Genomic DNA, 23,183 nt, shown 5'->3' with positions numbered 1-23,183 from the left:
CTCTGCGCTATTACTTACCCAGGCACTTCTCCGTGGCCGCCAGCAGCACACATGTCGCCAGCCCGTTCATCGCGGCGTCGAGATCTGCCAGCGACGGGAAGCTGGGGGCGATGCGAATGTTCTTGTCCTCCGGGTCCTTTCCGTACGGGAAGGCCGAACCCGCAGGGGTGAGCGCGATCCCGGCGTCCTTGGCCAGCGCGACGACCCGGGCCGCGGTGCCCTCCAGCACGTCCAGACTGATGAAGTAGCCGCCCTTGGGCTCGGTCCACGAGGCGACCTTGGAGGCGCCGAGCCGCTCCTCCAGAATCCGCAGCACCAGCTTGAATTTCGGCTCCAAGAGGGCGCGGTGCTTCTGCATGTGCGTGCGCACGCCCTCGGCGTCTCCGAAGAATCGCAGGTGCCGCAGCTGGTTCACCTTGTCCGGGCCGATGCTCTTCTTCGACAGGTGCTTCAGGTACCAATCGAGGTTGGCCTTGGATCCGCCGATGAAACTGACACCCGAGCCCGCGAACGTGATCTTCGAGGTCGAGGCGAATACGAAGGGGCGGTTGGGATTACCGGCGGCGGCCGCCATGCCGAGCACGTCCAGCACCGGCGCCGCGGTATCGGTCAGCGGATGCACGGCGTAGGCGTTGTCCCAGAACAGCCGGAAGTCGGGGGCCGCGGCGGGCATCGAAACCAGTTCGCGGGCAACGTCTTCGGAGAAGGTGACGCCGGTCGGGTTGGAGTAGTTGGGGACGGCCCACAGACCCTTGATCTGCGGATCGGCGGCCACCAGTTCGGCGATCGCATGCACGTCCGGGCCGTCGTGGTTCATCGCGATCGGAATCATCTCGACGCCGAGCGATTCGGTGATGGCGAAGTGCCGGTCGTAACCGGGTGCCGGACACAGGAACTTGATCGGCTCGTCGGCCCAGCGGCGGGGCGAGTCCGCGGTGCCGTGCAGCATCGCGAAGGCGATGACGTCGTGCATCAGCTCCAGGCTGGCGTTGTTGCCCGCCAGCAGGTTCTCGACGGGGATGCCGAGCAGTTCGCCGAAGATGGCCCGCAACTCCGGAAGTCCGTGCAGCCCACCGTAATTGCGACAGTCGGTGCCGGAACCGTCGCGGAAGTCGTCGGCGCCGGGGAGGGTGAGCAGATCGGTGGACAGGTCGAGCTGTTCGGGGGACGGCTTGCCCCGCGTGATATCCAGCGTGAGCTTCTCGGTCTTCAACTTGCCGTAATCCGCGGTCTGCGTCTCGTGTTCGGACACGAGTTCCGCGTGGCTCATCAAACCGATCTGCGTTTGCCGGGGCATCCTGAGCAGCCTTTCAAGCAGCGAGGTACAGGGTTTGCGGACCGGGTGCTCATGGCCGCCGGTCCAGCCGACCACGTTACCTTCCGGGCAAGCCGGACTGCATGGCAGTTTCGGATCTCGCCCGTAGTCCCCACCGCGGCGAAAAATAAGGGGACCCCGCGCACCCGGCAGAGCCCGTTGACCCTTGCTGCCTTCCGGCCCTGGGGGAGTTCACAGGATGCACGCCGCGCGGGATCCATGGGCCAGTGTAGCGACCGGACCCGAATCTGCCGCATCGGCCCCCGGCAGCCCCACCTGACCACCGCAGACGAGGTGCCCCCACAACTGACTGGCGACGTTCACCGCCCGAATAGCTACGATCTGTGCGACATTTCGAGGGGGCTTCCGCGCCACGACCGGAGGAATTGAGCAGTGACAGGCACCAACCCACCGCACGACCGGGAGCAGCCGGACCAGGGCGGGCAACCCAACGAGACCGTGCAGTGGTGGTCCACGCCGCCGGCGCATACGAGCCCCGAGACTCCGGTCACGGGCACCGAACCCACCGTGCTCGGCGGCGGGCGGCAGGGCCCGGTGACGGGCACCGATCCGACCGTGCTGGGCGCCGGGTTCGACAGCTATCTCGGCACGTCGCAACCGCCGCCGAGCCAGCCGCAGTACGGGCAGCAGAGCCAGCCGCAGTACCCGCAGCAGAGTCAGCCGCAATACCAGCAGAGCGCACCGCAGTATCCGCAACAGGCCCAGCCGCAGGGTGGATATCCGCCGCCGCCGTACGGCAATGCGCCCTACGGGCAGCAGCAGTATCCGGGACGGCCGTATCCGCCGCCGAAGAAGGGCAGCGCGGCGCCGTGGATCATCGGCGGCGTCGTCGGGCTCGTGGTGATCATCGGCGCGGTGGTCGGCATCGTGGCGCTGGCGAGCCGGGACAGCGGCGACGGTGGTGGCGGCGGCCTGACCGGCACGGACAGCAAGGTCGACGGCAACTATTCGATGACCAACGTCACCGATGCCTGCGCGCTGGTCGACACCGCCGTGCTGCGCAAGTGGGCGCCGACTCCCGACGGCACCCCCGAGCACACCGAACGCCAGCCCGACAGCACCCTCGGCGGCGGCTCGCTGGAGTGCCGGGCCTCCTACACCGGGGCCGGGAAGTACGGCGACGACGGCTCCGACCTGGACTTCGAGGCCGACTTCCAGTCCGAGTACGGCACGCCCGACTTCAACAACTGGAAGGACTACGACACCCAGACCACGGGCAGCGGCCGCTCCTCCGGCATCATCACCGGCCTCGGCCAGGACGCGTACTACGCCGTCTACGAGCAGAGCTATTCGAGCTTCGTCACCCTCGACTACACCTGCGCGGTCCTGGACTCCAACCTCTCGGCCAAGGTGAAGTTCTCCATCGACACCCCCACCGCCACCAACAAGGACGACGTGGGAACGGCCTGCAAAGACCAGCTCAAGAAGGCCCTCACGGCCCTGCACAAGTAGGTGCCGAGTAGCCCGCCCGGCGCGAACGGGCGGGCGTTGGTCCGCACACCGGCTGGCGTACTACGACGGTAAATCGGCTGCGGCCGTGGCGAATCAGCGACCGTGGACACGAGAGACCTGGCCGCGATTCCGAGACGAGAGCCGCGCCGTGGATATCAGAAACCCCGCCGTTGGGCTCCCGGACAGGAGCCCAACGGCGGGGTTCGCGGCGGAGGATGCGGGATTCGAACCCGCGAGGGCTGTTAACCCAACCCGCGTTCCAGGCGAGCGCCATAGGCCACTAGGCGAATCCTCCGCGGAGCAGCATACCGGCCACCGGCCGTCGAGAACAAAGCGGGCTCTGTCCTGCGGTGCCGCCCGCGCTTCGGGTTACTTCGGGCCTGCGTCATCCCGGCGGAGCTAGGCGGTGGGGATTGCGCTCCAGTGTGGGTCGCGGCCGGTGATGGCGACGATGCGGTCGATCAGTGGGGCATCGCCGGGGGTTTCGACGGCAGGGCTCCACAGGGCGGGGATCGGGGCGTTGGGGATGAAGACGGTGACGTGGTCGAGGCAGGAATGCAGGGTTTCCTCCGGCATCCAGAACGTGCGGTCGAGCGCGACCGCGAGGTCCCAGCCGTGTACCACCAGCTCCGTGAGGGCGATCTTGCCCCAGGTTTCGTTCGGCAGCCGCGGATCGGCGGGACCGCCGGTGCCCTCCCAGGCGGCGGGATCGGCCCACGCCTCCCCCAGCTCCCACACCAGGGCCGCGACCCTGTGGATATCGGCCGTGCGCACGACGGGCTCCCCGGACGGTTGCCTGCGGGCAATTCCGCTGAATGCGTGTGAGAACTCGGCACAGTGGTGGATGAGGTCGGCGACGGAGTACTCGGCGCACGGGGTCGGGTTCTCGACCTGATCACCGGAGACGCTCTCCAGCAGGTCGATCACGGTATGGCAGGCCGGTTTCAGGTCGATCACGTCGTTCTCCTCGGGGCGGCACAGTCCGGACGCGCAGGGCACGTCCTCGCACATATGGACTCGCGAACCGGCCGGAATTCATCGGTGGCGCCCAACTGCCGGAATCGACCCGCCCCTACTCGGCGAGCGGTTTCACTGCGTCCAGTACCTCGGTGAGCGCGGTGTCCAGTAGGTCGGCGTAGGTATCGATATCGGAGATCGCCGCCGGGTCGGCGTGGATCGAGACCGTCACCGTGTCGCCGAGGCCGTGCACGCCGTGGGTCAGGTGCATGACGGCGCCGAGGGCCGGGAAGCCCGCGGTGAAGCGGACCCGGCCGCCGCCGAAGGTCAGATCGGCGGGCCCGCGGTTCACGCTCGACACCACCGTGTGGCCGCCGAGGGCATCGGGGACCTGATCCATCGGATAGGTGGCGACATCGCGGCGCAGCACCGTGGCAGGAAGTACGGCGGTCACGCGATCCTGCGCCCGCAGCAGTGGATGGCCAGCCCGGGCCCGGCGGAGATCGAGATCCGCGCCGATGCGCTCGGCGCGACGACGCAGATCCGTTTCCGCACCGTGCAACTCGACCCCTAGATCTCGATAGTTGTTGCGCGGACCGCTGTTTCGCTCCGGAAGCGCCATCGAAACCTGAGCCGCCATGTCGGCCTCCGGCTCACCACGCGCTGCGAGATACCGCGTCAGTGCCGAGGCGACGGCGGTCAGAACCACCACTGTCACAGTGAAACCCGGGACTCGCAGATCATCACGAACCAGCATGCGCACCGCGTGCGACTCCGGAACGGGCGGCCGGTTCAGCAGCGTCGGAGGAAAACTCGGCGCAGGCCGCGGCACCTCCCCGCGCTCGGTCCGCTCGCCGAGTTCTCGACGTGCCCGCTCGGCCGCGAACCCGCGAACCACGGTCCGCGCCAGCTGCACCGGGAAAGTTGCCAGCGAAACCAACTCGGCTACAAGGCCTTCCGCACGTGACACCTCGTCGGCCAACCTGCGGGGCACTTGCGGTACGCCGCCGTCATCCCGGCACGCTTTCGGCTGGGATCCGCCACTCGGTCGCGGTAGGTTCCGGCCAAAAGCGCGCCGGAACGACTGGAGAGCCATGGCACGACGGAATGACTGGAGAGCCATGGCGCGGCGGAACAACCGGGGACCGATCGCACGCCGCAACAACCGGGGACGCCGGAATGACGGTGAACGCCCGGGCAGTACTGCCCCTTCGGCGGCGATAGGCGGCCGGTCCCTGTCATCCATCCGGGAGGGCTCCTGATCACCCGCACGCGGACCCTCGGTGAACAGCGCACGGGCGATGGCGGCGGCCCGCTGACCGTCGGCGAGCGCATGTGAAATCTGCAGCACCGCGACCAGCGCCGGAGCATCTCCTCCGGGGGTGCCGGTGACCGCGCGGAATACGTGCAGACACCAGGCGTGCCGGTCGGCCCGAACGCCGTGCGGTAGCAATTCCCCCAGGGCGGCAATGACATTCGACCAGGTGGGTTCGGCGAGGTCGTGCTCGGGAACCTGATCGTCGGTGAATCCGCAGGGCTCCCACGCCGGATAGGCGAATCGCCGCTCCCGCACCCGCACCGACAGGTCCGGAATACCCGCGCTCCGTTCCGCGACGGCCGCACGGAGCTCCGCGGTCGAACGGCCGGTGTCGTCGAAGCAGTACAGCAGGAACAGGTCGTTGCACGTCCGGCGCGACAGCCAGTACCGCGTGGCGTCCTGGGGGGTCAGCGTCTCCACCCGGTCGACGATACGATCCGCCGAAATCCGCCTCAGGATCGAGATCCGGCCTGATCGGACACAGATCGCGGCGACGCGGCGAATTTCGCCCCCTCGGCCCAATGCATGACCGCACAGGCCGGATCGCCCAAACCCATCGATCACCCAGCCCCGAAGTGCTACCGTCTGTAGTAGAAGATCAACCGTTCTCTCCCGGGTGGGGTGACTGCCATGGCAGTTCGAGAAGGTGCCGTCGGCCGCAGGCTTGCCGGGCAAGCCGATTCCGCCGATGAGCGATATCAGGCGGCCAATTTCGTCAGGCGATCCATCAACAAGGTCTTCCCGACCCACTGGTCGTTCCTGCTCGGCGAGATCGCGCTGTACAGCTTCATCATCCTGCTGATCTCGGGCATCTACCTGAGCCTGTTCTTCGACCCGTCGATGACCGAGGTCGTCTACGACGGCGAGTTCCAGCCGCTGCGCGGGGTGAGCATGTCGCGCGCCTACGAATCGGCGCTGCAGATCACCTTCGACGTCCGCGGCGGACTGTTCGTGCGGCAGGTACACCATTGGGCCGCACTGCTTTTCGCCGCCTCCATGATCGTGCACATGTGCCGCACCTTCTTCACCGGCGCCTTCCGCCGCCCGCGCGAGGCCAACTGGGTGATCGGCTCGCTGCTGCTGATCCTGGCGATGTTCGAGGGCTTCTTCGGCTACTCGCTGCCCGACGACCTGCTCTCGGGCACCGGCCTGCGGGCCGCGTTCTCCGGCATCACCATGGGCATGCCGGTGATCGGCACCTGGATGCACTGGCTGATGTTCGGCGGCGACTTCCCCGGCGACATCATCATCCCGCGCCTGTTCATCGCGCACGTCCTGCTGCTGCCCGGCATCATGCTGGCGCTGATCGCGGCGCATATCGCGCTGGTCTGGTACCAGAAGCACACGCAGTATCCGGGCCCGGCGCGCACCGAGAAGAACGTGGTCGGCACCCGGATCGTGCCGGTCTTCTCGCTCGACCAGGGTGCGTTCTTCATGTTCACCCTGGGCGTGGTGGCGATCATGGGCGGCGTCCTGCAGATCAACCCGATCTGGAATCTGGGCCCCTACAACCCTTCCCAGGTCTCGGCAGGCACCCAGCCCGACTTCTACATGATGTGGACCGACGGCTTCCTGCGCCTGTTCCCGGCGTGGGAGGGATACATCTTCGGGCACACCATTCCGGGTTCGCTCTCGATCGCGCTGCTGATGCCGCTGATCTTCGGACTGATGACGGCCTATCCGTGGATCGAGAAGCGGCTCACCAAGGACTACGCGCACCACAATCTGCTGCAGCGCCCGCGCGACGTGCCGGTGCGCACCGCGATCGGCGCCATGTCGCTGGCGTTCTACGTGATCCTCACCCTGGCCTGCGTCAACGACATCATCGCGTTCCAGTTCGACATCTCGCTGAACGCCACGACCTGGTTCTTCCGGATCGCGCTGCTGTTCGGGCCGCCGCTGGCCTACCTGCTGGCCTACCGGCTGTGCCTCGCCCTGCAGCGCAGCGACCGCGCGGTGCTCGAACACGGCATCGAGACCGGGATCGTGCGGCGCCTGCCGCACGGGGAGTACATCGAGATCCACCAGCCGCTGGGCCCGGTGGACGAGCACGGTCACCCGATTCCGCTGCCGTACCAGGGCGCGCCGGTACCGAAGAAGATGAACAAGCTGGGCCTGTCCGGGCGTCCCGGCAGCGGCAGCTTCCTCCGGCCGGACCCGGCGGGCCAGATGGAACAGCTGCGCGTCACCGAGCGCGAGCAGGAGCACGAGCAGTTGACGGTCCTGCGCCGGTATCAGGAGAACGGGGACTGACCGGCCGCACCACCGCGAAGGCCCCGAGTCGCGTCGACCCGGGGCCCGATTCTGCCTGGTTCGGGGTGCCGATCAGGCCCGCCCGAACTCCCCCGCGCTCACACCCGTGACAAAGGCGTCCCACTCGCCCGGGGTGAATGCCAACATCGGACCATGTCCACGGTCCTTGGTGTCGCGAACTGCGACATTGCCCTCGATGAGAAACGCAACCTCTACGCAGTTTCCATCGGGGCCGCTATGCGTGCTCTTGCGCCATACGGCGCCGGTCGAATCAACCTTCACTGCACTAGCTCCTTTGCTGCGTCGAGAACGAAATATCCCTGGAATCGTTTCTTCTGACACCGGGATCCCACCATGTGCGGGATCCCGCGATGCGCCTGGTGACAGCGCGCAATTTTGCGTTGTGCACGGCTCACACTGCACGTCCACAGAGTGGATCTTGCGGGGGTCCAACCCCCGACGTGCACATTAGCAGGTTCCCGCAATGAAGCGGAGTTGTCTTTTCAATTTCAATCATGCGTTCAGGGTTCACCTTTGTCCGAATTCTGGGTAGCGGAATAATTGCCCAATGCGCCGGACTGAGGTTTGGCAAACGTACGCACGGCCGAAATTCAAGCACGGTCGTACGACCATGCCGCACCGGATATTCCACGGCGCCGCACACCGTGGATCATGGAGTGGTGGTCGAACGCGATCGAGACGATGTCGGACGTGCCCGAAATGCCCGCCCCCGTGACCGATTCGGGCGCCCGCTGCCGCCCGGAAGCGTCGGTGTGGAGCGAATACCGGACGATCTCGACCTGCCGCCGGAGGAGACCCTCGAGTACGCGCAGCGCCTGCTCGACGACGGCTTGGCCTTCAATGCCCACGAGGTCCTCGAGGCGGCATGGAAGAACGGACCGTTCGCGGAGCGGATGCTGTGGCAGGGTCTGGCGCAGTACGCGGTCGGGCTCACGCACATCCAGCGCGGCAACAAGAAGGGTGCTCGCACGCTGCTGGAGCGGGCAGTGGGCCGGTTGAACGCCGCCGGTTCGCCCCCGTACGGCATCGACGGGCCTGGTCTCGTGGCCCACGCCGAGAGCCTGCTGGCGGATCTGGACGCCGATCGTCCGATTCCGGAGGTCCGGCTGCGCCGCCGTCTACGGGGCTGAACAGGATCGGCTGTCCCCCTACCATTGGGCACCGTGCCCGCTGATGAGCAGATCGCCCCGGCGTCCCGGCCGGCGCCGGGACCGAGTGGAGACCTGGGCACGAACGGCGAGTCCCGGGGCCGGACGGTTCGCGCCGAGTCCCTCCGGCGATCTGCACCTGGGCAATCTGCGCACGGCCCTGCTGGCGTGGCTGTTCGCCCGGTCGACCGGCCGCGCCTTCTATCTCCGCGTCGAAGACCTCGATCGCGTCCGCCCCGGCGCCGAGGAGCGCCAGCTGGCGGATCTGACGGCGCTGGGCCTGGAGTGGGATCCCCCGGTGATCCGGCAGTCGCGGTGCCAGGCTCGGCACCTCGCCGCCATCGATACTCTCACCGCCGCTGGACTGACCTACGAATGCTATTGCACGCGAAGGGAAATCCAGCAGGCCGTGACCGCCCCGCACGGGCCGATGGGCGCCTACCCGGGCACCTGCCGCGACCTCACCGACGCCGAACGCGCCGCGCGGCGCGCGGAGGGCAGGCCCGCGGCGCTGCGATTGCGTTCACAGCTGACGGAATTCGAGATCGTGGACGAAATCCACGGCAGCTATAGGGGTTTGGTGGACGATCTGGTGCTGCGCCGCGGCGACGGCACGCCCGCCTACAACCTCGCCGTGGTGGTCGACGACGCCGCACAGGGCATCGATCAGGTGGTGCGCGGCGACGACCTGCTCCCGTCGACCCCGCGGCAGGCGTATCTGGCCACGCTGCTCGGGCTCGCGATCCCGCAGTACGCCCACGTTCCCCTGGTGCTCAATTGCGACGGCAAACGATTGGCCAAGCGCGACGGTGCGGTGACCCTGGCCGATCGCACGGCGCTCGGGGAGACGCCGCGGCAGGTATTCGCGCTGCTGGCGGACTCGCTGGGCTACTCCGCGGCGGACCCCGCCGAACTACTCGATTTGTTCGATCCCGGCGCGTTACCGCGCGAGCCGTGGACACTCGACCCCGACAACGTGGTGAAATTCAGCGGGAATCCGTAACGTACGCAGCAGTCCCAAGCCACAACCATTCACGAGGACGATAGATGACGAGCGGTGGGTACGACCCCAACCAGTTTCCGCAAGGCGGACAGCCGTATCCCCAGGGCGGCGGCCAGCCTTATCCACAGGGCGGTGGCCAGCAGTTTCCACAAGGTGGACAGCAGTACCCGCAGGGTGGCCAGCCGCAGCCGGGCCAGTACGGCCAGCCGCAGTACGGGCAGCAGCAGTACCCGCAGGGTGGTCAGCCCCAGGGCGGTCAGCCGCCCTACGGCCAGCAGGAGCCATACCCCCAGCAGCCGCAGCAGCCCTACGGCCAGCCGCAGTACGGGCAGCAGCCGTACGGCCAGCCCTACGGCGGGCCGCCGCAGTTCGGGGCTCCGGCGAACGTTCCGCCCGGGGCGGTCCCCGGTGATCTGGGTATCCGGTTCGGCGCACGCCTGATCGACGGCCTCATCATCGGCATCCCGCTCGCGATCATTCTCTTCGTCCTCGGCAACAGCATGGCCGTGCAGATCATCGGCGGCATCGTCGGCGCGCTCATCTACGTCGGCTACTACGTGGCGATGGAGACCTCGCAGGGCGCGACGCTCGGCAAGAAGATGCTGGGGCTGCGCGTGCTGGCTCCGGGCGGCGGGCAGTTGGACGCGGGCACCTCGTTCAAGCGCAACGCCTGGTACCTCGCGGGAATCATCCCCTGCCTGGGCTCGCTGATCGAGCTGGGCCTGGTGATCTACATCGCGGTGACGATCTCCCAGGACCCGAACAAGCAGGGCTGGCACGACAAGTTCGCCGGCGGCACCCAGGTCATCAAGGGCTGATCCGGACCGCCGGGCGGTCATCCCGGCGAAAGCCAAGGGGCGCACCCGATTACGGGTGCGCCCCTTGGTCGTCTCGTAGGCGTCAGGCGGAGATCGCGATATTGACCACGACCCAGATGATCTGCAGCACGATGGCCGCGGCGCCGACCCAGATACCGGCCAGGGCCAGTCCGCGGCCCTCGCCGCCGCGCTCCTTGATCTGGTTCAGCGCGATGATGCCGAGCACGATCCCCACGATCGCGCCGATGCAGGTGCACAGGCCGAGGATGGAGGCGATCAGCGAGCCGATCGCCAGGCCGTTGGTGCCTTGCGCCTGCTGCTGGGGATAACCGTACGGCTGGTAGGCGCCGCCGGGCGGGTAGGCGGGCTGGCCGTAGGGATTCGGCTGACCGTACTGGCCGGGCTGACCGTACGGCTGCTGCGGCTGCTGGGGGTACGGCTCCTGTTGCCCGTAGGGCTGCTGCCCGTACTGCGGTGGCTGCTGCTGCGGATAGCTCGGGTACTGCTGCTGCGGAGGCGGCGTCACCGGCGGCTGCGGCTGCTGTTGCGGAGCGGAAGGAGGCCCCGAGGGCGGCACCTGCGCGTGCCCACCGGACTCGGAAGAGACGCCCTCACCGCCGTACTGCTTCCACCATTCGTCGGAATCGCCGGGATTCGTCATTGACACAGCCTATTCCACCGGGACCGCGGCCCGGTATCGTCGTCACCTCGTGAGTACTACAACGCATTCCGGGGAAATAGACGAGTCTGGGCGCCCCGCGGCCGAACACGCAGCGTTCGCGCAGGCCGCGGGGGGTCCGTTCACGCTGATCGTGACGCTGTTCACGGCCACCCTGATGATTTCCAACATCTGCGCCACCAAGGGCGTGCAGTTCTTCTCCGACCAGCATCTCTCGCTGGGGCCGATCGAGATCCTGCCGATCACCCTCGACGGCGCCTTCTTCCTGTTCCCGCTCGCCTACGTCATCGGCGATGTGCTGAGCGAGGTCTACGGTTTCCGCGCCGCGCGCCGCGCCATCTACTACGGCTTCGGCATGCTGCTGCTGATGGTGGGCTGCTTCTGGATCGCCATCGGGCTGCCCGCGGCGGGCTTCTACGAGCACCAGGACGCGTTCCGCACCGTGGTCGGCACCACCTGGCAACTGGTCGCCGCGGGTCTCGCCGGATACGTCGTCGGCCAGTTCCTGAACTCGACGACGCTGATGCTGATCAAGGAGCGCACCAAGGAGAAACACCTGTGGGCCCGGCTGCTGGGCTCGACCGTCGCGGGCGAATTCGGCGACACCCTGGTGTTCTGCTCGATCGCCGCGACCGCCATCGGCATCTCCACCTGGGGTGCGTTCTTCAACTACGTGATCGTCGGCTTCGTCTGGAAGACGCTGGTGGAGGTGCTGATTCTCCCGGTCAGCTACCGAGTGATCGCGCTGCTGAAGAAGCATGAGCCGACCTATCAGCCCCTGGACCGTCCGGCGATTCGGAGTTAGATTCCGGCGAAAAGCGTGCCGGAAATGAGAAGGGGCTGCGCGCCGGAATGAGGTTGGCTGCGCGCCGGAATGAGGTCGGCTGCGCGCCGGAATGAGGTCGGCTGCGTGCCGGGATGGCGGATGGTCGCGAGATGCTCTGAATCTCTACGGGTTTCGGATGCGGCCCTGCCAGCGGCCCAGGGTCTCCGCCTTGAACTCGTCGTAGTAGCCGCCGTCGATGCCGGCGCGGATGCGGTCCACGAGGCGAACGGTGAAGCGTTCGTTGTGGATCGTGCACAGCGTGGCCGCCAGCATCTCCTTGGCCTTGAACAGGTGGTGGATGTAGGCGCGGGTGTAGTGCGCACAGGTGTAGCAGTCGCAGGTCTCGTCGATCGGGGTGAAGTCGCGGCGGAACCGGCTGGTGTTGATATTGAACCGGCCCGCGTCGACGTAGATCGCCGCATTGCGGGCCACGCGGGACGGGTTGACGCAGTCGAAGGTGTCCGCGCCGTTCTCCACCGCGACGAACAGATCCTCGGGCTCGCTGATCCCCAGCAGGTGGCGCGGCTTGTCCTCGGGCAGCTCGTCGCTGCACCAGCCGACGATGGTGCCCAGGTTCTGCTTCTCCAGCGCGCCACCGATCCCGTACCCGTCGAATCCGGTTCCCGCGCTGCCGCGCATCGCCCGTAGTCCGCTGCAGGCCTTGCGGCGCAGATCCTCGTATTGCGCGCCCTGGATCACCGCGAACAGCGCCTGATACGGCCGGTGCGAGCGCTCGGCCGTCAGCCGCTCGTGCTCGGCGATACAGCGCTGCGCCCATTCGTGCGTGCGCTGCAGGGACTTCTCTTGATAGCCACGGGTATTCAGCAGCGTGGTCAGCTCGTCGAAGGCGAACATGATGTCGGCGCCGAGCCGGTGCTGGATGCCCATGGAGATCTCCGGGGTGAACCGGTGCTTGGATCCGTCCAGGTGCGAGCGGAAGGTGACGCCGTCGTCGTCGACGACCGCCAGCCGCTCCTTGCCCTTGGCGATCACGTCGTCGTTCTGCACGCCGACGGCCTCCATCGCCAGCACCTTCTTGAAGCCGACGCCCAGCGACATCACCTGGAACCCGCCGGAGTCGGTGAAGGTCGGCCCCGGCCAGTTCATGAACCTGCTCAGCCCCCCGGCCTCGTCCACGATGTCGGAACCCGGCTGCAGGTACAGGTGGTACGCGTTGGCCAGCAGCGCCTGCGCGCCGAGCTCTTTCATCGTCTCGGGCAGCACCGCCTTCACGGTCGCCTTGGTGCCGACGGGAATGAATGCCGGGGTCGCGATGGTGCCGTGCGGAGTGGTGATCACGCCTGATCGCCCGTGCCGTCCCTCGAGGCGGGTACCGACGGTGAACGAGAATGACGAGGGATCAGGCACCCCGCCATATTGCCAGCCCCGTCGTCCCAGCCACTACCAGCCACCTACCGGCATCCCCGGCATGCTTTTGGCCGGGGTCCACCGACAGCGGCGGCGCCTACACGGCGTCGACCGCTTCCTCGTCGACCAGGTCCTGGTCGACCGCGGCCCCCGCGAACTGGGCGTTATAGAGCTTGCGGTACGCGCCGCGCCGGGCGAGCAGCTCGTCGTGGGTGCCGTGCTCGACGATGTGACCCCGCTCCATGACCACGATGGTGTCGGCGTCGCGGATGGTCGAGAGCCGGTGTGCGATGACGAAGCTGGTGCGGTCGCGGCGCAGGGCCGCCATGGCCTGCTGGACCAGCAGTTCGGTGCGGGTGTCGACCGAACTGGTCGCCTCGTCGAGGATCAGGATCGACGGCTTGGCCAGGAAGGCGCGGGCGATCGTGATCAGCTGCTTCTCCCCGGCGCTGACCCCCGAACCCTCCTCGTCGATCACCGTGTCGTAGCCGTCGGGAAGCGAGTGCACGAAGCGGTCGACGTAGGCGTCGCGCGCGGCGGCGACGATATCGTCCTCGCTCGCGGTGGTGTTGCCGTAGGCGATGTTCTCGCGGATGGTGCCACCGAACAGCCAGGTGTCCTGCAGCACCATGCCGATGCGCGAGCGCAGGTGGTCGCGGGTGATGCGGGTGATGTCGACGCCGTCGATGCTGATCACGCCCGAGTCCAGCTCGTAGAACCGCTCCAGCAGATTCACCAGGGTGGTCTTGCCCGCACCGGTCGGGCCGACGATGGCCACCACGTGGCCGGGCTCGGCGACCAGCGACAGGTCCTCGATCACCGGCTTGTCCGGCTCGTACCGGAACGACACCGACTCGAACTCGACCCGGCCGCGGTCCACCGGCCGCGAATCCTCCACCGCCGGATCCGGGACCTGCTCCTCGGCGTCGAGGATCTCGAAGACGCGCTCGGCCGAGGCGACCCCGGACTGCAGCAGGTTGATCATCGAGCCGATCTGCGTCAGCGGCTGGCTGAACTGGCGCGAGTACTGGATGAACGCCTGCACCTCGCCCAGCGACAGGCTGCCCGAGGCCACCTGCAGCCCGCCGACCACCGCGATCAGCACGTAGTTCAGGTTTCCGATGAACATCATCACCGGCATGATCAGGCCGGATATGAACTGCGCGCGGAAGCTGGCCTCGTAGAGCTTGTCGTTACGCTTGTCGAATTCCTGGCCGACCTCGCGGACGCGGCCGAACGCGGTGACGATCTCGTGGCCGGTGTAGGCCTCCTCGACCTGCGCGTTCACCAGGCCGGTGTATTTCCACTGGTCGGCGAAGTGCGGCTTGGAGCGCTTGGCGATCTGCGCGGTGACGACTATCGCCGCCGGGACCGTGAGCAATGCGATCAGCGCCAGCAGCGGCGAGATCCAGAACATCATGCCGAGGATGCCGAGCACCGACAGCACCGAGATGAGCAGCTGGCTCATGGTCTGGTTCAGGCTCTGCGCGATGTTGTCGACGTCGTTGGTGACCCGGGAGAGCAGGTCGCCGCGCGGGGTGGAGTCGAAGTAGCTCAGCGGCAGGCGGTGGATCTTGTCCTCGATATCGCTGCGCAGCCGCTTCACCGTGCGGTTGATGACCAGGTTCAGCAGGAACGCCTGCAGCCAGGTGAAGACCGCGGCCGCCACGTACAGCCCGAGCACCAGCAGCAGCACGCGGCCCACCGCGTCGAAATCGACTCCCGCGCCGGGGATTACATTCATCCCGCCCAGCATGTCGGCGAGCTTGTCCTGGCCCTGCGCGCGCAGCGCCTCGACCGCCTGGTCCTTGGTCAGGCCCGACGGCAGTTGCTGCCCGATCACCCCGTCGAAGATCAGGTTGGTGGCCTTGCCCAGCAGCTGCGGGCCGAGCGTATTCAGCACGACCGCGGTCACCGCCAGCACGAGAATCGCGATCAGATACACCCGTTCGGGTGCCAAGCGCCGCAGCAGCCGCTTCAGCGAGGGGCCGAACGACTTGGCCTTGGTATCCGGCGCACCGGGATTGGGCACCCCGGGCCTCATGACTCCACCTCGCTGGCGCTCGGTTCCGTCATGCGGCCGGGGCGCTGTGTCGATGGTTCGCTCGCAAGCTCGCTCATCGAGCATCCTCCACGCTGAGCTGGGATTGCACGATCTCCCGGTATTCCTCGCAGTCGCGGAGCAATTGGTCGTGCGTGCCGATCCCGGCCATTGCCCCGTCCTCCAGTACCACGATCTGGTCGGCGTCGCGGACCGTCGAAATCCGTTGTGCCACGGTGATGACCGCGGCCTCGGCGGTCACCGGCCGCAGCGCGTCGCGGACTCGGCTGTCGGTGGCGACGTCGAGGGCGGAGAAGCAGTCGTCGAACAGGTAGATCTTGGGGCGTTTCACCACCGCGCGGGCGATCGCGAGCCGCTGGCGCTGACCGCCGGAGACGGTCGTACCGCCCTGTGCGACAGGCGTTTCCAGCCCCTGCGGCATCTCCCGCACGAAGTCGGCGGCCCGCGCGATCTCCAGCGCCTGCCACAGCTGCGCGTCGGTGGCGTCCGGATTGCCGTAGCGCAGATTGGAGGCGACCGTGCCGGAGAACAAGTACGCCCGCTGCGGCACCAGGCCGATCTGGGAGCGCAGCAGATCGAGATCGATGTGGCGCACGTCGGTGCCGCCCACGTAGACCGCGCCGTCGGTGACGTCGATCAGCCGCGGAATCAGATTGATCAGCGTGGTCTTGCCGGAACCGGTGGAACCCACGATCGCGGTGGTCTGCCCCGGATCCACCCGGAACCGGATCGCCCGCAGCACGGGCTCGTCCGCGCCCGGGAACTTGAACTCGGCGAACTGCAGGTCCACCGAGCCCGGATCGGATTTGAACGGCTGCGGCAGCGGCGGCGGGGTCACCGAGGATTCGGTCTCCAGCACCTCGCCGATGCGCTCGGCCGATACCGCCGCGCGCGGGGCCATCATGGCCAGGAACGACGCCATCATGACCGCCATCAGGATCTGCATGATGTAGGACAGCATCGCCGTCAGCGACCCGATCTGCATCTCCCCCGAATTGATGGCGTGGCCGCCGAACCAGATCACCGCGACGGTGGTGAGGTTGCTGATCAGCATCACGGCCGGGAACATCAGCGCCATCAGCCGCCCGACATACAGCGAGGCCTCGGTCAGTTCGGAGTTCGCGACGCCGAAGCGCCAGGTCTCCTGCCGCTCCCGCACGAACGCCCGCACCACCCGGATGCCGGTGATCTGTTCGCGCAGTACGCGATTCACCGCATCGATGCGCTCCTGCATGCGCCGGAAGCCCGGCACCATGCGGGAGATTATGGCCGCCATGGTCAGCGCCAGCGCCGGCACCGCGATCAGCAGCAGCCAGGACAGGCCCAGATCCTGCCGCACCGCCATGACGATGCCGCCGACGCACATGATCGGCGCCATCACCAGGATGGTCGCGCTCATCACGATCAGCAGCTGCACCTGCTGCACGTCGTTGGTGTTGCGGGTGATCAGCGACGGGGCGCCGAACAGGCCCACCTCGCGCGCGGAGAAGGTGCCGACCCGGTGCAGCAGCGCAGCGCGCATATCGCGGCCCGCGCCCATCGCCGCCTGCGCGCCCAGATACACCGAGAAGACCGAGGCGACGATCTGCACGCCGGTGACCAGCAGCATCCACAGGCCGGTGGTCCAGATGTAGCCGATATCGCCCTTGGTGACGCCGTTGTCGATGATGTCGGCGTTCAGGCTGGGTAGATACAGCATCGCGATCACCGAGATCAGCTGCAGCACGACCACCCCGGCCAGTTGGGAACGGTAGGGGCTCATGAAGCTGCGCAGCAGTCTGATCAACATGATGCGTGCAGGCTACCGCCTCCGGACGACACCCGCCGCCGCGATTTGCGACGACACGGCGCGGCGGCGGGCATCACGCGGCGGGTCCGGGCCGCCGCGCCCAGGCGCCGGGATCGGCGGTCAATTCGTCGATGAACGTCGGGAGTTCGTCCGTCGCGATCTCGGCGATGGAGACCTGCTCGAGTACCGCGCGGATGTTGACGCGCAAGGCGATCCAGACCCGCTGCAGCGGTTCGGCCGCACCCGGATAGCTCACGTCCTCCGGGCGCTGCCCGCGCACCGAGGCCAGCGGCCCCTCCACCGCGCGGATCACGTCGGCGACGCTGATCTCGGCGGCCGGGCGGGCCAGCCGATAACCACCGTCGGGGCCGCGGCGGCTGGTCACCAGGTCCGCGCGCCGCAGCTCGGCCACCGTCGATTCCAGAATCTTCGGCGGGATGGCCTGGGCGGAGGAGATGACGTCGGCCTTGACCGAACCCGCTTGCGCGCGGGCTATTTCCAGCAGAATCCGGACCGCGTAGTCGACCTTAGCGCTGATGTGCACGGCGTCTCCCCGCATCGGCGGCGACCGATTCCCCACCGGCGCCCAGCACACCGAGCGCGGCGTCCAGCAGGACCCGCTCGATGAGCTCGTCGCCGGTGTCGGGGTTCAGCTCCTTCGACCACAGCGCCGTCCCGAGCACCTCGAGCGCGGCGCTCGCCCGCAGCTCCCGTTCCTGCGTGGGATCGGGTCCGGCCAGCCAGGCGCTCAGGCTGCGGTGCATCTCGAGCATGTCCGGATGCCGGTCACCGATCGCGTTGATGATGGCCGCGGCGTCCCGCACGCACATCGCGCCCGCGGTGCGATGTCGCAGCAGCGCATGCAATTGCCTGGTCAACACCTCTCGCACACCCTCGGGGCCGTAGGTCACCCCGTCCAATCCGGTCACGACGGCGTTCAGGTCGTCGACGATCGGCTCCAGAATCGCGAGCAGCAGATCCTTCTTCGAGGCGTAGTGATAGTAAAGGGAGGCTTTTGTGATTCCCACCGCATCCGCGACCTCGCGCAGGCTCGTCTGATCGAATCCCTTGCTGGAGAAAAGCCGAATAGCGGCCTCCCGAATCGCCTCTTTAGTCCCGCCACCTGCGACAACGTGTCCGGCAGTACTACGTGCGCTCATGGGATGATCCTCTCATCACGGTCCGTCCGGGCGGATCATGCCCCGAAAATTGAGGTTGTTCCTCCGCTTACCGCTCGGTAGTCTACCTACCGCACGGTAGGCAGAAAGCGTCAGGTGGAGGCGGTCGCGTGCAGGGCGGCCCGCGAGAGTGCTGTCTACGGAGCCTGAACTCGGCACAAACCGGCAATCGCTAGGAGAACCCACTCGTGTCCGTATACCTCTATCGGTGGGGCAAGTTCGCCTTCCGCCGGAAATGGATCGTATTACCGGTCTGGCTACTGGCATTCCTGGTCCTCGGGGGACTCGGAACCAGCCTGCAGAAGCAGAGCCAAGACGATTTCAACATGCCCAACCTGCCGTCGCAGCGGGCCACCGACATCCTCGACGAGCAGTTCCCCGGCGCCTCGGCGGAGTTCAAGTTCGACGCCGTCACCGGCACCTACGTCATCGCCGCGCCCGCGGGGCAGAAGCTCACCGACCCGGCCAACCACGCGGCCGTCACGGGGCTCATCCAGAAGCTCGGCCAGCTCGACATCGTCGATCACCAGAAGCCCCTGACCGATCCCATCGACGCCACCACCCAGATGGGCTGCCTCGACGGCGACCGCAACAATCCGGACTTCGTGTCCAAGTGCGGCCTCGCCCCGCTGAACGTGCTCGGTAAGGGCAATGCGGATTCCGTTGCCTACGTTCAGGTTCCGTTCAAGATCAAGTCCTTCTCGGACGTCACCGCCACCGAGCGCAGTGCGGCCTACGACGTGGCGAACGAGGCACGCAACGCCGGACTCAGCGTCGAACTGAGCGGCACCATCGCCACCGAGCAGGCGGCCCCGGGCGGCCAGGCGGAAATGATCGGCTTCGCCGTCGCCTTCATCGTGATGATCGTGGCCTTCGGCGCACTCATCGCGGCCTTCGTGCCGATCGTGACCGCACTGGTCGGGGTCGGGACCGCATCGGCGCTGGTCATGCTGGGCACCTCGGTGATCGAGATCCCGAGCTTCACGATGGTGCTGGCGTCCATGATCGGCATCGCGCTGTCGATCGACTACGCGCTGTTCATCGTCTCGCGCTACAAGAGCGAACTGGCCGTACAGGATTCGCCGGAGGAGGCGGCCGGGACCGCGATCGGCACGGCGGGTTCCGCGGTGGTGTTCGCCGGACTCACCGTGATCATCGCCCTGGTCGGGCTGAGCATCGTCGGCGTCAGCTTCCTCACCTGGATGGGCCTGGGCGGAGCCATTGCCGCGGCCTTCGCGATCCTCGTCGCGCTGACCCTGCTTCCGGCGCTGCTGGGCGCGTTCGGGCGATTCCTGTTCAAGCCGAAGCTGCCGCTGGTCGCCAAGCACGATCCCGAGGACGACAAGTCGGTCACCAACGGCATGCGGGTGGCCCGGCTGATCGGCAAGGCCCCGGCGGTCGCGTTGCTGCTCAGCGTCGTCGTGCTCGGAGCGCTGGCAGCGCCCGCGGTGAACCTGAGCCTCGGCCTGCCCGGCGAGGACAGCCAGCCCGAGACCAGTACGGTTCGCAAGGCCTACGACCTGCGTACCGAGGGATTCGGCGAGGGCAGCAACGGCATCCTGACCGTGGTCGCCGATCTCAGCGACGTCGCACCGGCGCAGCGCGAGGCGGCGGTGACCGGGCTGCGCGACAAGCTGGCCTCCTACGAGGGCATGGACTTCGTCACCCCGGCGATGACCAATGTGTCGGATCCGCAGACGAAGGAGCCCGACTTCGCGCAGAGCACCGGCGCCCGGCTGCTCGCCGTGCCCGATACGGGTCCGAACAACGAGGCCACGCAGGACCTGGTCAAGCACGCCCGCGACGCCGAGGCGGAGTTCAAGTCGCAGTACGGCATGGAGTACGGCATCACCGGCACCACGGCCATCTACGCCGACGTGTCGAACTCCCTGCTCAGCAAGATCGTGCCGTACATGGCGATCGTCGTCGGCGCGGCGTTCATCCTGCTGGTGCTGGTGTTCCGGTCGATCCTGGTGCCGCTCACGGCGGCACTCGGCTTCGTGCTGTCGATGGCCGCGACGTTCGGCGCGACCGTGCTGATCTTCCAGCAGGACAAGCTGGGTCTGATCGGTGAGACGCAACCGATCGTGAGCTTCCTGCCGATCGTGCTGATCGGGTTGGTGTTCGGCCTGGCCATGGACTACCAGGTGTTCCTGGTGACCCGCATGCGCGAGGAATTCGTGCACGGCAAGTCGCCGAAGGAGGCCATGATCTCCGGATACCACCACGGCGCCCGGGTGGTGGCCTCGGCCGCGATCATCATGATCTCGGTGTTCGGCGGGTTCATCCTGGAGACCGACGTCACCGCGAAGTCGATGGGCTTCGCGCTGGCCGCGGGCGTGCTGTTCGACGCCTTCATCGTCCGGATGGTGCTGATCCCGTCACTGCTGGTGCTGCTGGGCAAGTGGGCCTGGTGGATTCCGGCGTGGCTGGATCGCATCCTGCCGAATATCGACGTCGAGGGCAGCAAGCTGCGCGAACTGCAGCAGCGCGACCGCGACGCCGCGACCGAGCAGGAACCGGTCCCGGTCGGCTGATTCGCACCACGGTTGTCGGCCCCAACCCGCCCGCGGGTTGGGGCCGACACCTTTTCCGGAAACCCTTGATCTTGTAGCAACAACACAGCAGACTCGAAACAGTTGTTCTCCAGCTCGTGAATTATCCCGGCCATGCCGGTGGCCGGACCGTTTCGTGTAGTGCGAGCTATCGCCCCGCACTCGGTTCTACAAACGAACAGCACGGCCCACAGACGCAAGGAGACGCTCGTGTCCGTATATCTGTACCGCTGGGGCAGGTTCGCTTTCCGCCGGAAATGGATCGTGCTCCCCGTATGGATCGTGCTGTTCCTCATCGTCGGTGGTCTCGGCAGCAAGCTCAGCGAGCCGATGAGCAACGATTTCAATATCCCGAACCTGCCGTCGGAACGGGCCACCGACATCCTCGACAAGCATTTCCCGGGTATGTCCCAGGCGTTCCAGTTCGACGCCGTCACCGGCACCTACGTCATCGCGGCGCCCGAGGGACAGAAGCTCACCGACCCGGCGAATCACGCGGCGGTCCAGGCCCTGGTCGCCAAGATCGGCACCCTCGACATCGTCGATCACAGCAAGCCGCTGGAAGATCCGATCGCGGCCGCCGAGCAGATGGGCTGCCTGGCGCCCGATCGCGATTCCGACGCGTTCTCCTCCAAATGCAGCAATGCGCCGCTGAACGTGCTGAATACGACCAACCCGGATGCCGTGGCGGTGCTGACCGTTCCGTTCACCATCAAGCAGTTCACCGATGTCACGGCCGACAACCGCAAGGCCGCCTACGACATCGCCGACGACGCCCGCGCGGCCGGGCTCACCGTCGAGATGGACGGCACCATCGCGATGGAGAATCAGCAGCCCAGCGGCAAGGCCGAGATGATCGGCATGGGCTTCGCACTGATCGTCATGATCGTGGCGTTCGGCGCGATCGTCGCCGCCTTCGTCCCGATCATCACCGCGATCGTCGGACTGGGCGTGACCATGTCGGTGATCATGCTGGGCACGTCGTTCGTGGATGTGCCGAGCTTCACCACCTTCCTGGCCTCGATGATCGGCATCGCACTGTCGATCGACTACGCGCTGTTCATCGTCTCCCGCTACAAACACGAACTGGCCGTGCAGAATTCGGCCGAATCGGCGGCGGGGACGGCGCTGGGCACGGCCGGGGCGGCGGTCGTCTTCGCCGGTGGCACCGTGATCATCGCGCTGGTCGGGCTCAGCATCGTCGGCATCCGCTTCCTGACGTTCATGGGTCTGGGCGGTGCCCTCGCGGCCGCGTTCGCCGTGCTCACCGCGATCACGCTGATGCCCGCGCTGCTCGGGGCGTTCGGGCGGTTCCTGTTCAAGCCGAAGCTGCCGGTGATCGCGCAGCACGATCCGGAGGACGACAGCTCGGTCACCAACGGCATGCGGGTGGCGCAGCTCATCGGCAAGGCCCCGGCCGTCGCCCTGGTGCTGAGCATCATCGTGCTGGCGCTGGCCGCCGGGCCCGCCACCCATCTGCAACTCGGGCTGCCCGGCGAGGACAGCATGCCCGCGGACACCACCGTCCGGAAGGCCTACGACCTGCGCACCGAGGGATTCGGCGAGGGCAGCAACGGCAAGCTGATGGTGGTCGCGGAACTCGGCGGCGTCCCGCCGGAGCAGCGGCAGGCGGCGGTGCAGGCCCTGCACGACAAGCTGGCCGCCTACCCCGACATGGACTACGTGACCGAGCCGCAGTTCAGCCAGGACGGTGCGGGTGCGCTGCTCAATGCGGTGCCGAAGACCGGGCCGAACAACCAGGACACCAAGGATCTCGTCCGCGACGCGCGCGATGCCGAGAGTGCCCTGCACTCGCAGTACGGCATCGAATACGGCATCACGGGAACCACGGCCATCTACGCCGATGTCGACCATGCCCTGCTCAGCAAGATCGTGCCGTATCTGGCGATCGTCGCCGGTGCCGCATTCCTGCTGCTGATCGCGGTGTTCCGGTCGGTGCTGGTGCCACTGACCGCCGCTCTGGGGTTCCTGCTGTCGATGGCCGCGACGTTCGGCGCCACCGTGCTGATCTTCCAGGACGGCAAGCTCGGTCTGGTCGACGAGCCGCGGCCGATCGTGAGCTTCCTGCCGATCATGTTGATCGGCTTGGTATTCGGGCTCGCCATGGACTACCAGGTGTTCCTGGTGACCCGCATGCGCGAGGAATTCGTGCACGGCGCGACGCCGAAGGATGCGGTGATCAAGGGGTATCACCACGGCGCCCGCGTGGTCACCTCCGCCGCGATCATCATGATCTTCGTGTTCGGCTCCTTCATCCTGGAGGCCGACACCACCGCGAAGTCGATGGGCTTCGCGCTCGCCGCGGGCGTGCTGTTCGACGCCTTCCTGGTCCGGATGGTGCTGATCCCGTCCCTGCTGATCCTGATGGGCAAGTGGGCCTGGTGGATCCCCAACTGGCT

The 23,183-nt window shown here is 67.1% G+C and carries 18 protein-coding genes, 1 tRNA gene and 1 other RNA gene; 8 read left to right on the top strand and 12 right to left on the bottom strand.

What is annotated here, in order from left to right; genetic code table 11:
• Window positions 1–10: 10 nt before the first annotated feature.
• Together NM1_RS24155 and ffs are read right to left on the bottom strand one after the other, a co-directional pair.
• Window positions 11–1,297, bottom strand: a complete 1,287-nt coding sequence (locus tag NM1_RS24155) for an aspartate aminotransferase type Ic (RefSeq protein WP_068024247.1) — start codon at window positions 1,295–1,297, stop codon at window positions 11–13.
• A gap of 145 nt (window positions 1,298–1,442) precedes the next feature.
• An RNA gene (gene ffs / locus NM1_RS24150) (signal recognition particle sRNA small type) lies at window positions 1,443–1,537 on the bottom strand.
• A gap of 171 nt (window positions 1,538–1,708) precedes the next feature.
• Between ffs and NM1_RS24145 the strand changes: the two genes are divergently transcribed.
• Entirely contained in the window at window positions 1,709–2,788 is a 1,080-nt protein-coding gene (locus NM1_RS24145; protein WP_068024033.1) for a hypothetical protein, read from the top strand.
• A 209-nt stretch (window positions 2,789–2,997) separates the two neighbouring features.
• Here the strand turns inward: NM1_RS24145 and NM1_RS24140 are convergent.
• From NM1_RS24140 to NM1_RS24130, 3 genes are all read right to left on the bottom strand, one after another.
• Window positions 2,998–3,083, bottom strand: a tRNA-Ser gene (locus NM1_RS24140).
• A gap of 104 nt (window positions 3,084–3,187) precedes the next feature.
• Window positions 3,188–3,745, bottom strand: coding sequence for a TIGR03086 family metal-binding protein (locus NM1_RS24135; protein ID WP_068024244.1), 558 nt, complete (start codon window positions 3,743–3,745; stop codon window positions 3,188–3,190).
• A 115-nt stretch (window positions 3,746–3,860) separates the two neighbouring features.
• Complete coding sequence (locus NM1_RS24130) at window positions 3,861–5,483, bottom strand: WS/DGAT domain-containing protein (RefSeq protein ID WP_147289122.1); 1,623 nt, start codon at window positions 5,481–5,483, stop codon at window positions 3,861–3,863.
• A gap of 210 nt (window positions 5,484–5,693) precedes the next feature.
• Here NM1_RS24130 and qcrB point away from each other — a divergent pair, with 210 nt between their 5' ends.
• Window positions 5,694–7,316: a cytochrome bc1 complex cytochrome b subunit gene (gene qcrB / locus NM1_RS24125; RefSeq protein ID WP_068024027.1), complete on the top strand. Its 1,623-nt coding sequence runs from the start codon at window positions 5,694–5,696 to the stop codon at window positions 7,314–7,316.
• 72 nt (window positions 7,317–7,388) lie between these two features.
• Here qcrB and NM1_RS41440 read toward each other — a convergent pair whose 3' ends face one another.
• A complete protein-coding gene (locus NM1_RS41440; RefSeq protein ID WP_084519978.1) occupies window positions 7,389–7,598 on the bottom strand; it encodes a DUF397 domain-containing protein in 210 nt (69 codons plus the stop codon).
• A gap of 398 nt (window positions 7,599–7,996) precedes the next feature.
• Here NM1_RS41440 and NM1_RS24120 point away from each other — a divergent pair, with 398 nt between their 5' ends.
• The 3 genes from NM1_RS24120 to NM1_RS24110 are packed head-to-tail and all read left to right on the top strand — an operon-like array spanning window position 7,997 to window position 10,306.
• On the top strand, window positions 7,997–8,467 hold the full coding sequence (locus NM1_RS24120) for a DUF309 domain-containing protein (RefSeq protein WP_068024241.1): 471 nt from the start codon (window positions 7,997–7,999) through the stop codon (window positions 8,465–8,467).
• 43 nt (window positions 8,468–8,510) lie between these two features.
• Window positions 8,511–9,488: a tRNA glutamyl-Q(34) synthetase GluQRS gene (gluQRS, locus tag NM1_RS24115; protein ID WP_084519976.1), complete on the top strand. Its 978-nt coding sequence runs from the start codon at window positions 8,511–8,513 to the stop codon at window positions 9,486–9,488.
• 44 nt (window positions 9,489–9,532) lie between these two features.
• Entirely contained in the window at window positions 9,533–10,306 is a 774-nt protein-coding gene (locus tag NM1_RS24110; protein WP_068024021.1) for an RDD family protein, read from the top strand.
• 82 nt (window positions 10,307–10,388) lie between these two features.
• Here the strand turns inward: NM1_RS24110 and NM1_RS24105 are convergent, their stop codons facing one another.
• Window positions 10,389–10,967 carry a DUF4190 domain-containing protein gene (locus NM1_RS24105; RefSeq protein WP_068024019.1) on the bottom strand — a complete coding sequence of 193 codons (579 nt, stop codon included), beginning with the start codon at window positions 10,965–10,967 and terminating at the stop codon, window positions 10,389–10,391.
• Between the two features lie 49 nt (window positions 10,968–11,016).
• Here NM1_RS24105 and NM1_RS24100 point away from each other — a divergent pair, with 49 nt between their 5' ends.
• A complete protein-coding gene (locus tag NM1_RS24100; RefSeq protein ID WP_174556909.1) occupies window positions 11,017–11,790 on the top strand; it encodes a queuosine precursor transporter in 774 nt (257 codons plus the stop codon).
• Window positions 11,791–11,934: 144 nt separating this feature from the next.
• Here the strand turns inward: NM1_RS24100 and tgt are convergent, their stop codons facing one another.
• From tgt to NM1_RS24075, 5 genes are all read right to left on the bottom strand, one after another.
• Window positions 11,935–13,179 (bottom strand): tRNA guanosine(34) transglycosylase Tgt, encoded by a 1,245-nt coding sequence (tgt, locus tag NM1_RS24095; protein ID WP_068024016.1) that lies wholly within the window; start codon window positions 13,177–13,179, stop codon window positions 11,935–11,937.
• Between the two features lie 97 nt (window positions 13,180–13,276).
• Window positions 13,277–15,223 (bottom strand): ABC transporter ATP-binding protein, encoded by a 1,947-nt coding sequence (locus NM1_RS24090; protein WP_068024013.1) that lies wholly within the window; start codon window positions 15,221–15,223, stop codon window positions 13,277–13,279.
• Between the two features lie 73 nt (window positions 15,224–15,296).
• Entirely contained in the window at window positions 15,297–17,030 is a 1,734-nt protein-coding gene (locus NM1_RS24085) for an ABC transporter ATP-binding protein (RefSeq protein ID WP_068024009.1), read from the bottom strand.
• A 73-nt stretch (window positions 17,031–17,103) separates the two neighbouring features.
• Window positions 17,104–17,574 (bottom strand): RrF2 family transcriptional regulator, encoded by a 471-nt coding sequence (locus tag NM1_RS24080; protein ID WP_068024236.1) that lies wholly within the window; start codon window positions 17,572–17,574, stop codon window positions 17,104–17,106.
• Entirely contained in the window at window positions 17,558–18,190 is a 633-nt protein-coding gene (locus NM1_RS24075) for a TetR/AcrR family transcriptional regulator (protein ID WP_068024006.1), read from the bottom strand. The genes NM1_RS24080 and NM1_RS24075 overlap by 17 nt, the downstream gene beginning before the upstream one ends.
• A gap of 206 nt (window positions 18,191–18,396) precedes the next feature.
• On the opposite strand from NM1_RS24075, the gene NM1_RS24070 reads away from it, so the two are divergent.
• On the top strand, window positions 18,397–20,745 hold the full coding sequence (locus NM1_RS24070; RefSeq protein WP_068024003.1) for an MMPL family transporter: 2,349 nt from the start codon (window positions 18,397–18,399) through the stop codon (window positions 20,743–20,745).
• 228 nt (window positions 20,746–20,973) lie between these two features.
• Window positions 20,974–23,183: MMPL family transporter (locus tag NM1_RS24065; protein ID WP_068024000.1), on the top strand; the 2,210-nt coding region annotated here is incomplete at its 3' end.

It is taken from the genome of Nocardia mexicana NBRC 108244 (genome assembly GCF_001613165.1).
Taxonomy (GTDB): domain Bacteria; phylum Actinomycetota; class Actinomycetes; order Mycobacteriales; family Mycobacteriaceae; genus Nocardia; species Nocardia mexicana.
The sequence above is the reverse complement of the archived record's forward strand: the minus strand, read 5'-3'. Positions and strand labels throughout refer to the sequence as shown.